The sequence below is a fragment of the Streptomyces triticisoli genome (assembly GCF_003270085.1).
Classification (GTDB): Bacteria; Actinomycetota; Actinomycetes; order Streptomycetales; family Streptomycetaceae; genus Streptomyces; species Streptomyces triticisoli.
Genome location: NZ_QFDQ01000148.1, coordinates 1 through 10,824 on the forward strand (window position 1 = coordinate 1; position 10,824 = coordinate 10,824).

The 10,824-nt window shown below is 72.4% G+C and carries 9 protein-coding genes and 2 pseudogenes; 7 read left to right on the top strand and 4 right to left on the bottom strand.

Features of this window, described 5'->3' with window-relative positions; translation table 11 throughout:
* Together DEP02_RS20360 and DEP02_RS20365 are read right to left on the bottom strand one after the other, a co-directional pair.
* On the bottom strand, window positions 1-1,216 hold a 1,216-nt coding region (locus DEP02_RS20360; protein ID WP_157977492.1), incomplete at its 3' end, for an AAA family ATPase.
* Between the two features lie 377 nt (window positions 1,217-1,593).
* Window positions 1,594-2,418, bottom strand: a complete 825-nt coding sequence (locus DEP02_RS20365) for a helix-turn-helix transcriptional regulator (protein WP_112469120.1) — start codon at window positions 2,416-2,418, stop codon at window positions 1,594-1,596.
* 126 nt (window positions 2,419-2,544) lie between these two features.
* Between DEP02_RS20365 and DEP02_RS20370 the strand changes: the two genes are divergently transcribed.
* Both DEP02_RS20370 and DEP02_RS20375 read left to right on the top strand, forming a co-directional pair.
* Window positions 2,545-4,218, top strand: coding sequence for an AMP-binding protein (locus DEP02_RS20370; RefSeq protein ID WP_112469121.1), 1,674 nt, complete (start codon window positions 2,545-2,547; stop codon window positions 4,216-4,218).
* Window positions 4,215-5,822 carry an AMP-binding protein gene (locus DEP02_RS20375; protein WP_112469122.1) on the top strand — a complete coding sequence of 536 codons (1,608 nt, stop codon included), beginning with the start codon at window positions 4,215-4,217 and terminating at the stop codon, window positions 5,820-5,822. Before DEP02_RS20370 ends, DEP02_RS20375 begins: the two co-directional genes overlap by 4 nt.
* Window positions 5,823-6,038: 216 nt before the next feature.
* Here DEP02_RS20375 and DEP02_RS20380 read toward each other — a convergent pair whose 3' ends face one another.
* Window positions 6,039-6,275, bottom strand: coding sequence for a hypothetical protein (locus DEP02_RS20380; RefSeq protein ID WP_112469123.1), 237 nt, complete (start codon window positions 6,273-6,275; stop codon window positions 6,039-6,041).
* A gap of 176 nt (window positions 6,276-6,451) precedes the next feature.
* On the opposite strand from DEP02_RS20380, the gene DEP02_RS20385 reads away from it, so the two are divergent.
* The 3 genes and pseudogenes from DEP02_RS20385 (at window position 6,452) to DEP02_RS34905 (ending at window position 8,939) form a co-directional block, all read left to right on the top strand.
* On the top strand, window positions 6,452-8,080 hold the full coding sequence (locus DEP02_RS20385; protein WP_112469124.1) for an MFS transporter: 1,629 nt from the start codon (window positions 6,452-6,454) through the stop codon (window positions 8,078-8,080).
* Between the two features lie 16 nt (window positions 8,081-8,096).
* The gene (locus DEP02_RS20390) at window positions 8,097-8,615 is read left to right on the top strand and encodes a hypothetical protein (RefSeq protein ID WP_112469125.1); all 519 of its coding nucleotides are present in this window, start codon (window positions 8,097-8,099) and stop codon (window positions 8,613-8,615) included.
* Between the two features lie 124 nt (window positions 8,616-8,739).
* A pseudogene (locus DEP02_RS34905) lies at window positions 8,740-8,939 on the top strand (DUF8691 family protein).
* 8 nt (window positions 8,940-8,947) lie between these two features.
* Here the strand turns inward: DEP02_RS34905 and DEP02_RS20400 are convergent.
* Complete coding sequence (locus tag DEP02_RS20400) at window positions 8,948-9,487, bottom strand: potassium channel family protein (protein ID WP_332871991.1); 540 nt, start codon at window positions 9,485-9,487, stop codon at window positions 8,948-8,950.
* Window positions 9,488-9,810: 323 nt separating this feature from the next.
* Here DEP02_RS20400 and DEP02_RS20405 point away from each other — a divergent pair, with 323 nt between their 5' ends.
* Together DEP02_RS20405 and DEP02_RS20410 are read left to right on the top strand one after the other, a co-directional pair.
* Window positions 9,811-10,473 carry an HdeD family acid-resistance protein gene (locus DEP02_RS20405; RefSeq protein ID WP_112469127.1) on the top strand — a complete coding sequence of 221 codons (663 nt, stop codon included), beginning with the start codon at window positions 9,811-9,813 and terminating at the stop codon, window positions 10,471-10,473.
* Between the two features lie 213 nt (window positions 10,474-10,686).
* A pseudogene (locus DEP02_RS20410) lies at window positions 10,687-10,824 on the top strand (SHOCT domain-containing protein); the annotation flags it as partial.

Below are 10,824 nucleotides of genomic sequence, written 5' to 3' on the forward strand. Positions count from 1 at the left end.
GCCCCAGCGAGGCGGCCACCGAGGGGGCCCCGCGGTCCCGGGCCAGCGCGGCGGCCTCGGCGAGCCGGGCGGCCACCTCCGGGTCGGTTCCGGTGGTGGCCAGCGCCAGGTGCCGGGCCCGTTCGATCGGGTCGGAGGCAGCGGTGGACAGGGCGGCGTGGGCGGCGCGCCGCTCCTGGGCGGGCGCCTCCGCGTACAGCGCGGCGGAGATCAGCGGGTGCGCGAACCGTACGGCCGGGTCCTCCGGCTCGATGGCCAGCAGCCCGAGTTCGGCGGCCTGCGCGCACTCCGCCTCGGCGTTCTCCCGGCCGGCCGCGTGCAGCAGGGCGGGGGTGGGGCGGGCGCCGGCGCTGGCCACGAGCAGGGTGCGGCGGGCCTCGTCCGACAGCATCTCCAGCCGGCTCAGCACCAGGGCGCGCAGCGAGGTCGGCACCGGCAGCGGCTCGCCCGGCCGGGGCGGGGTGGGGTTCTCGGCCAGGGCGCGGCCCAGCTCCAGCGCGAACAGGGGGTTGCCGCCGCTGGTGCGGTGGATCTCGCGGACCGTGGAGCGGGGCAGGCCGGCGTAACCGCGGTGGTCGAGCAGGGCGGAGACCTGGGGACGGGTGAGCGGGCCCAGCCGGATCGAGAGGGTGTCGGGCGGGCAGGCGCGCAGATGACGGTCGTACTCCTCGTCCTCGGTACGCACCGCGCACAGCATCTGTACGGGCGTCTCGCCCAGGCGCCGGGCGGCGAAGCCGAGCAGTTCGGCGCTGGCCGGGTCCAGCCACTGCAGATCGTCGGCGACCACCAGGACCGGGCCCTTCGCGGCGAGCGCGCGCAGCGCGGACAGCACGGCCAGGCGCAGGGCGAGGCCGTCGCGCTGCAGGGTGGACTCGCCGCGTCCGGTGAGTGCCGCCTCCAGTGCGGTGTGCTGGGCGGCGGGCAGCGCGCCGGACACCTCGTCCAGGACCAGGCCGAAGAGGTCGGCCAGGGCCAGGAAGGGCAGGTGGGATTCGGACTCGGTGGCGGAGCAGCGCAACACGGTGCGGGCCGTCGGGGCGTATTCCGCGGCCAATGCCCGCAGCACGGTCGACTTTCCTATTCCGGCCGGCCCGTGGAGCAGCACACTCCCGCCGCGCGCGAGCTGCTCACGCGCCGCCGCGGAGGGCTCCTCCTGGCCTATGACCAGGTCGGAACGGCCGCCCGCAGGGCCCTTGAAGTCCCGTCGCACGGTCACCGCTCCCCTCGAGTGTCGTGTCCGGGCCAAATTCTAGGCAACGAGCCCTGGAATTTCGGACAGCCGGGGTGGTGAGGGAAATAACAGCGACCGTAAGCACAGCCGCATTCAAAGCACCTCCGAATGAATGCAAACCCTCACGCGGACAGCCCTTCGAAGGTACCCCCCACCACGCGGCCGGCAACACTCCCACGGCCCCGGACAACCCGGGCTCCGCCCGCACCGACGACCGTGCGTCGCCCCGCCCGGGACGAACCCCTCCGGCGACGGGCGCCAGCCCGTGCCACCGCCCACGAGCACCCCGGCCCCGCACCGACAAGGCCCCGCCCCACCCTGCCGGCGGGCGGCACGGCACTCTGACGGCCACCGCGTCGGCGCTACGGCAGCACCCCCGCCCGGCGGGCCGCCGCCACCGCCTCTCCCCGGGTGTGGGCGCCCAGTCTGCGCATGGCCGAGCGGAGGTAGCCCTTCACCGTCTCCGGACTCAGGCCCAGGCGCGCCGCGGCGGTGGCGTTGGTCGCGCCGGCGGCCACACAGGCCAGCACGTCGACCTCCCGCGGGGCCAGGATCACGCCCTCCGCCGGAGTCGGCGCCGCAGTCAACAGGCCGCAGACGTTGAGGAGTTCGGCACGCAGACCGGGATCGCCGATCCGCGGGGCCAGGGCGCGCAGGGCCGCGTGGGCCTCGCGGACCTGCTCCCAGGCGGGGCCGGACACGGGCTCGGCGCGGACCGCCGTCAGCAGATCCCGCGCCTCCTCCCGCACCACCAGCGCCTGCTCCACGTCCCGCGCCGCCTCCACCGCCGCGCTCAGCGTGCGGTCGCCCAGCGGCTGGGCCGTGCGCAGCGCGCCGTACAGCACGCCGCGCACCCGCCGCCGTACCACCACCGGCACCGCCAGCACCGAGCGCAGCCCCTCCGCGGCGACCGGGGCGTCGTACTCGTGGCTGATCTGCCGCGAGAGCGAGTAGTCCGTCACCGCGCACGGACGGCCCAGCGCCACCGCCTTGCCGCCCAGCCCGCTGCCCGAGGTCACCGCCAGCGCGCTCAGCGCGAGCGTCGCCGTACCGGTCAGCTCGCTGATCCGCACCCGCGCCCGGCCCGGCTCGACCAGCCCGCCGAAGGCGACCGGCAGGCCCGTCGCCCGCCGCAGCCGCACCAGCGCACCCCGGATCTCCCCGACCCCGGACACGTCCGCCGTCACCTGCTCGCCCCTTCGTCGCGGCCCTTCCGCCCCACCACACCCCCGTTCGGGGGTAGTGAGACACGCATCACCGATTACACGATGTAACAGAGCCGCCCGGCAATGGTCCGGCACCAAGGAGGACAGATGACGACGGCGACGGAGCTCTTCCGCAGCGCGCGGGACTTCCTGCTGGAGCACCGCGAGGACTACGCCACGGCGTACGCCGGCTTCGAGTGGCCCCGCCCCGAGCACTTCAACTGGGCGCTGGACTGGTTCGACGCCGTCGCCGAGGGCAACGGCCGCACCGCCCTGCACATCGTCGAGGAGGACGGCACCGAGACCCGCCTCACCTTCGCCGAGATGGCCGAGCGTTCGGGCCGCGCCGCCAACTGGCTGCGCGACCGCGGCGTCGCCGCCGGGGACCGCGTCCTCGTCATGCTCGGCAACCAGGCCGAACTGTGGGAGACCGCGCTCGCCGCGATGAAGCTGCGCGCCGTCGTCATCCCCGCCACCCCGCTGCTCGGCCCCGCCGACCTGCGCGACCGCGTCGAACGGGGCCGCGTCAAGCACGTGATCGTGCGCGCCGAGGACACCGCGAAGTTCGCCGACGTCCCCGGCGCCTACACCCGGATCTCCGTCGGCGGCCTGCCGGAGGAGGGCTGGGAGCCGTACGAGGACGTCTACGCCGCCCCCGCCGAGTTCCTCCCCGACGGCCCCACCCTCGCCGACGACCCGCTGATGCTCTACTTCACCTCGGGCACCACCGCCCACCCCAAACTGGTCGAGCACACCCACAGCACCTACCCGATCGGGCACCTGGCCACCATGTACTGGATCGGCCTCGAACCGGGTGACGTGCACCTGAACATCTCCTCGCCCGGCTGGGCCAAGCACGCCTGGTCGAACCTGTTCGCGCCGTGGAACGCCGAGGCGACCGTCTTCATCCACAACTACACCCGCTTCGACGCGGCCCGCCTGATGGCCGAGATGGACCGCGCCGGCGTCACCACCTTCTGCGCCCCGCCCACCGTGTGGCGCATGCTCATCCAGGCCGACCTCACCCAGCTGCGCACCCCGCCCCGCGAGGTCGTGGCCGCCGGCGAGCCGCTGAACCCCGAGGTCATCGAGCAGGTCCGGCGGGCCTGGGGCGTGACCATCCGGGACGGCTTCGGGCAGACCGAGACCGCCGTGCAGGTCTCCAACAGCCCCGGCCAGCCGCTGAAGACCGGCTCCATGGGCCGGCCCAGCCCCGGCTACCGCGTCGAACTCCTCGACCCCGTCTCCGGCGCGCCCGGCGCGGCCGAGGGCGAGATCGCGCTCGACCTGTCCGCGCGCCCGGCCGGCCTGATGACCGGCTACCACGGCGATCCGGACCGCACGGCGGAGGCGATGGCCAGCGGCTACTACCGCACCGGGGACGTCGCCTCACGGGACGAGGACGGATACCTGACGTACATCGGCCGGTCCGACGACGTCTTCAAGGCATCCGACTACAAGATCAGCCCGTTCGAGCTGGAGAGCGCCCTGCTGGAGCACGAGGCGGTGGCCGAGGCTGCCGTCGTGCCCGCGCCGGACCCGCTGCGGCTGGCGGTGCCGAAGGCGTACGTCGTCCTCGCCGAGGGCTGGGAGCCGGGACCCGACACCGCGAAGGTGCTCTTCGAGCACTCCCGGGACACCCTCGCCCCCTACAAGCGCATCCGCCGGCTGGAGTTCGGCGAGCTGCCCAAGACCGTCTCCGGCAAGATCCGCCGGATCGAGCTCCGCGAGGCCACGGCCCGGGGCTCGCAGAACGAGTACCGCGAGGAGGACTTCCGGTGAGCGAACCGTCCTACGCCCACGGGACCAGTGACACCCCGCTGCTGGGCGACACCATCGGCGCCAACCTCGACCGCGCGATCGCCGCGTTCGGCGACCGCGAGGCGCTGGTCGACGTCCCCTCCGGACGCCGCTGGACCTACGCCGAGTTCGGCGCCGCGGTCGACGAGGTGGCACGCGGGCTGCTGGCCAAGGGCGTGGTCAAGGGCGACCGGGTGGGCATCTGGGCGGTCAACTGCCCCGAGTGGGTGCTCGTCCAGTACGCCACCGCACGCATCGGCGCGATCATGGTGAACATCAACCCGGCCTACCGCGCCCACGAGTTGGAGTACGTGCTGAGACAGGCCGGCATCTCGGTGCTGGTCGCCTCGCAGACCCACAAGAGCAGCGACTACCGGGCACTGGTCGAGCAGGTGCGGGCCAAGTGCCCGGACCTGCGGGAGACGGTCTACATCGGCGACGCGTCGTGGGAGGCACTGACGTCGGCGGGGGAGCGGGTGACGTCAGAGCAGCTCACCGCCGCCCAGGCGGAGTTGAGCTGCGACGACCCCATCAACATCCAGTACACCTCGGGCACGACGGGCTTCCCCAAGGGCGCCACTCTCTCCCACCACAACATCCTCAACAACGGTTACTGGGTGGGCCGTACGATCGGCTACACCGAGCAGGACCGTGTCTGCATCCCGGTGCCCTTCTACCACTGCTTCGGCATGGTCATGGGAAACCTGGCAGCCACCTCGCACGGCGCGTGCATGGTCATCCCGGCACCGTCCTTCGAGCCGAAGGCCACCCTGGAGGCGGTGCAGCAGGAGCGCTGCACCTCGCTGTACGGGGTGCCGACGATGTTCATCGCCGAGCTGAACCTCCCCGGCTTCGCGTCGTACGACCTCACCTCCCTGCGCACCGGCATCATGGCGGGCTCGCCCTGCCCGGTGGAGGTGATGAAACGGGTGGTCGCCGAGATGCACATGGAGGAGGTCTCCATCTGCTACGGCATGACCGAGACCTCCCCGGTCTCCCTGCAGACCCGCATGGACGACGACCTCGAACACCGCACCGGCACGGTCGGCCGGGTGCTGCCGCACATCGAGGTGAAGATCGTCGACCCGGCCACGGGCGTGACCCGACCCCGGGGTGCGGCGGGCGAGTTGTGCACCCGCGGCTACAGCGTGATGCTCGGCTACTGGAACGAGCCCGAGAAGACCGCCGAGGCCATCGACCCGGGCCGCTGGATGCACACGGGTGATCTGGCGGTGATGCGCGAGGACGGGTACGTCGAGATCGTCGGCCGCATCAAGGACATGATCATCCGTGGCGGCGAGAACATCTACCCGCGCGAGGTCGAGGAGTTCCTCTACGGCCACCCGAAGATCCGCGACGTCCAGGTCGTCGGCGTACCGCACGAGACGTACGGCGAGGAGGTCCTGGCCTGCGTCATCCCGCTGGACGCGGCGGACCCGCCGAGCCTGGAGGACCTGCGGGCCTTCTGCACGGACCAGCTGGCCCACTACAAGATCCCGAGCCGGCTGCGGATCCTGGAGTCCTTCCCGATGACGGTCTCGGGGAAGGTGCGCAAGGTGGAACTCCGCGAGCAGTACGGCGCGTGAGCGAGCGGGCCGGCGCCTCACGCACCGTGGGTGTGCGGGGCGTCGGCCGCTTCGTTCACGCGCCGCGCGGGATGCCCGCGCGGTCCAGCACGAACAGCGGGACCCGCAGCTCGTCGGCGCGGGCACGGGCGTCCTCGCCGTACCCCGCGAGCGAGAAGTAGGCACACCCGCCCACCCGCCCGCATCGCTCCCCACAACCGGCGGCCGGACGCCCGCTCAGCCGTCCTCGTGCTCCGACAGGCCCGGCCAGTCCTCAGGACCGCCGCCCTGCCACTCGACGAGGTCGCTCTCCTCCACCTCGATGCGGTCCAGGTCGGCCAGCCGGAGGATCTCGACGACGTCGTCCAGGTGGGACGCGAGCCCGAGGGTCACATCGCCCTCGGTCACCCGCCGGGAACCGTCCAGGGCCGGCGCGTGCACCACGATGTGCGGGTGCTTCGCGAGGTTGTTCATGTCCTCAGCCTCCTGCGCCCCGCCCCGAGCCGCACCCCGGAGCGGCCCGTGTCCAGGCACTGCCCGAGAACCGGCCCGCGCGTGAGGTCGGAGCTCCCCTTTCCACGAGCACCGGCGGGTCCGGATCGCCCCTGAAGGGTGAGGCGGCCGGTGCGGTTCCCGGATGTGATGGACCCATGAAGCACTGGCGGGCCCTGATCGTCCTCGGCACGGCCCAGTTCCTGATGGTGCTGGACACCTCCGTCATGAACGTGTCCATCAGCCGCCTGGTCGACGACTTCGACACGGACGTCACCGCCATCCAGGCCGTCATCACCCTGTACGCCCTGGTCATGGCGGCATTCATGATCATCGGCGGCAAGTGCGGCGACATCCTCGGCCGGCGCCGCCTGTTCGTGGTCGGCCTGGTCGTCTACGGCACCGGATCCGCCCTGACCGCCGCCGCACCCACCCTGTGGGTCCTGACGCTGGGATGGTCGGTCATCGAGGGAATCGGCGCCGCCATGGTGCTGCCGGCCATGGCGGCGCTCGTCGCCGAGTCCTACCGGGGGCCGGACCGGGCCGTGGCCTACGGGGTGATCGGCGGACTCGCCGGCGCGGGGATCGCGGTGGGTCCGCTGCTCGGTGGCTGGGTGACGACCTACCTCACCTGGCGACTCGTCTTCGCCGGCGAGGTCGTGCTGGTCGTGGCCCTGCTCGTCTGCCACCGGGTGATCGCCGAGCCCGCCCGGAGCGGTCCGCGACCCCGCCTGGACGGCGTCGGAGCCACCCTCTCCGCGACCGGCCTGGGCCTGTGCGTGCTCGGCGTGCTGCAGAGCGCCACCTGGGGGTGGGTGCGGCCCCAGAACCCGCCCTTCACCGTCCTCGGCTTCGCACCGACCCTGTTCGTCGTAGCCGCCGGGATCGCCGTGCTGAACGGGTTTCGCGCCTGGGAGCACCGACGTGCCGTGCGCGGCGCCGACCCGCTGGTCCATCTGTCCCTGCTGGGCAGGCCCGCACTGCGCTCGGGCCTGTCGGTGCTGCTGAGCCAGAACCTGATCCTGCTGGGACTGTTCTTCACCATCCCGCTCTACCTGCAGGTGGTACAGGGCTTCGACGCCTTCCAGACGGGACTGCGCCTGGTGCCCGTCTCCGCCACCATGCTGCTGGCGTCCACGGTCGCCTCCCGGCTCGGGCGGGCGGCGGGACCGCGTCGTGTGGTCCAGGCCGCCCTGCTGTGCCTGACGGCGGCCGTCGTGTGGCTCCTGGCCACCATCAAGCCGGTCATCGACGACGCCCAGTTCGCCGGGGCGATGGCTCTTCTGGGCGTGGGCATGGGCCTGCTCGCCTCGCAGCTGGGCAACGTCGTACAGTCCAGTGCCGGTGAGGAGGAACGCAGCGAGGTCGGCGGGCTGCAGTTCACGGCGCAGAACCTGGGTTCGGCACTGGGTACCGCGCTCATCGGTTCGATCCTCATCGGTGCCCTGGCCCACGCCTTCACCGCCCATGTGGAGCAGGACCCCCGCCTGTCGGACGAGGCACGCAGGCAGACGAGCATCGCTCTCGAGTCCGGGGTCAGCTTCGTCTCCACGCAGCAGGTGCGCTCGGCGGCCGAGCGGGTCGGCCTGCCCCCGTCCGAGGTCGAGGCCGTCACGAACTCCTACGCGTCGGCGCAGCTCGACGGCCTCAAGGCGGCCATCCTGGCGACCGGAGGGATCACCCTGGCCAGTTTCACGGTCACCGGGCACCTGCCGGGCGGACCGCACAGCCGCCGGGCTTCGCAGCGGACCGAGGCCCCGGCCGACGCGGCCGGCCGGGCGCAGTGAGCGGTGGGGTCCCGTCATGTCCAGCGCCGGCAAGCCCCGGACGCAGGCACGTACCGCCGAACGGCGGGCTCATACCGACTACACCGGCGGGGTGTACGGATCGATGCTCGCCGCCTCCGTGGTGGTCGGTGCCGGCACGCTGGGTTCCTTCCCCCGCCTGGCACTGGTGCTGCTGCTGTTGCTCACCGGTGCGGTGTTCTGGCTCGGGCACGTGCACGCCCAGCTGTTCGGGGCCCGCCTGGCCCAGCAGCGTCTGGACCGCCGGGTCGTCCTGCACGCGTGCCGCGAGGAGTGGCCGATCGTCAAGGCTGCCGTACCGCCGGCCGCCGCGCTGGTCGTCAGCCCGCTGCTGGGCCTGGATGTGCGAGGCGCGCTGTGGCTGGCGCTCGCCGTGGCGGTGGCCGGGCAGGTGGGCTGGTCGGTGGCCGCGGCCCGTCGCGCCGGCGCCACCTGGGGCCTGACGGCGGCGACCGCTTCGGTCAACCTGCTGATCGGGCTGCTGATCCTCACGTTCAAGATCGTCCTCACCCACTGAGCACGGGCCGGCCCCGCCTGCCGGTCCGTATCACCTGCACGGGGCGAGGCCCGGCGGCCGGCTCGGACGGACGATCGCAGGCAGGGGGCACGCCTGTCCTCGAGTCAGTGCGGGAGAGCAGCCGATGCGCCGCGAGATCCGCGTCGAAGGGCACCTGTCGGAGACACTGGCCAGGGCATTTCCCGGGCTGGGTCATGTGCTGATGTCCGATCGGACGATCCTGTTCGGTCCCGTCGTGGACGACACGCACCCGTATATGGCCCTGTGGCCCGCTGCCAGTCGCTGGACCCGCACCTCATCGAGATGCGCCGCCTGCCGGAGTGAGGCCGGAGTCAGCCGGGCGGTGTCCGTCCCTCCTCCGTGGGCGGAGTCTGCTCCTGCCCGGGCGGCCCGTCCCGGCGTTGGCGCCGTAGTCCCGCCTGGATGGCCCCCGCCAGCACCCGTGCGGCGACGCCCACGAACAGCAGCCCGCCCATCATCTGGAACATGACCAGCACGCGTGCCACCTGCGAGCGGGCGGTGATGTCGCCGTAGCCCACGGTGGCGAACGTGGTGAGGGCGAAATACAGGGCGTCCGTTCGGGTCAGCGGCTCGCTGAAGGAGCCGGCCGCGGCGCGTTCCAGGAGGAAGTAGGCGCCGGCGAAGAGCAGCAGGAACAGCGGCAGCGTGGTCGTAAGAGCTTCCACGGCCTTCAGACGGGGGTACGGGGAGTACGTGATCATCACCGCCTCCCACCCGAACAGCACCGCAGCACCCACCAGGCCGCTCACCAGCAGAGCCAACGTCTTCACCGTGTTGCCCCCGTCCAGGGGCAGCAGATAGTACGCCGCGACGAAAGCGGCCGTGACGAACACGGCACGGGCAGGGACCACGACGGCCGTCCGCCGCAGCGAACGCGGGGACCAGTTCCCGGGAGGCACGCGACGCCCTGGGGCACTGCCCTGACCACGTGGAGCTGCTGAATCGCCCATCAGGTTCTCTTCTGCTCCGCTTCCTCCGAAGACGGGTCCGCGGGTCCGATCCGGGAGCGGCGTGACCCCGACCCCAGATCACCGTGACGGTGGTGCGGACGGATCACCCCTGGCGGGTGACCCGTGCGGTCCCGGTCGCGCGGGACTCTGGCCTTCCAGGTCCTCGTGCACCGGCCTGCCGGCGACCCGTGAGCGGCCTGTGAGCGATCCCGCGAGGAGGAGCCATGACGGTACCGCGTGGTTCGGCTGCGCGCAGCGGACCGGAGCCCGTCCCCGACGGCAGGGCCCCCGGTGCGGCTGGTGATCCCGCCGACGTACTGGCGGGACTGGGCAGTTCGTGGACCTGGATTCTGACGTCGGCACTGGCGACCCTGATCCCGGGGATCATCCTCCTCGCCTGGCCCGGCGGGACGCTGCACGTCCTGGCGGTCGTCATCGGGCTGTACCTGCTGGTGGTCGGCGTGTTGCGATTCGTCACCACGTTTTCCCGGAGGGAACACGGCGAACGGCTCCCGCGGCTGCTCGTCTCGGTGCTGTTCGTCCTGGCCGGGGTGCTGTGTCTGAGGCATCCACTGCAGACCGTCGCGGCGCTCTCGCTGATCGTCGGGATCGTCTGGCTCGTCTCGGGCATGCTGACCGCCTACACCGCACTCGCCGTAAAGGGCCTGGCCCACCGCGGCCTCGTCCTCGGCGCGGCGGCGCTCGGCATCGTCGCCGGCATCGTGGTGCTGGCCCTGCCCGCCCAGTCGGCCCTCGCACTGACCCGCCTGCTCGGCCTGTGGCTCGTCCTGCTCGGCCTGGTCGAGCTGGGCGTCGCCTTCGCCTGGCGGTCGGCGCTGCGCAAGGCAGGCGCGGGGCACCTGCCCGGACCCACCGCCACGGTCTGAGCCCCCATGTGCCGGACCGGTGCCACCATCCGGCCTCCGGACCCGCCCGACGGCACCGGGCTCCCTGACCGACCGACGCCCGGCCGGTTCTCCGCCGCCCGTCGCACAGTCACCCGGCCCGGGTGAGGCGCCCGGCGCCTGCCGTGCGGACGCTGAGAGAAAAGAACGGACACCGGCCGAGGCACGGACCGCGGCCCGGAAGGGGTTGGAGAGATGAGCACGCAGATGAACCTCGCGTACGACTACCCGCTGCTGGGCGCCTTCTGGACGATGCTGTGGTTCTTCCTGTGGATCATGTGGTTCGTCCTGCTCTTCCGGGTGGTCCTGGACATCTTCCGCGACGACGACCTG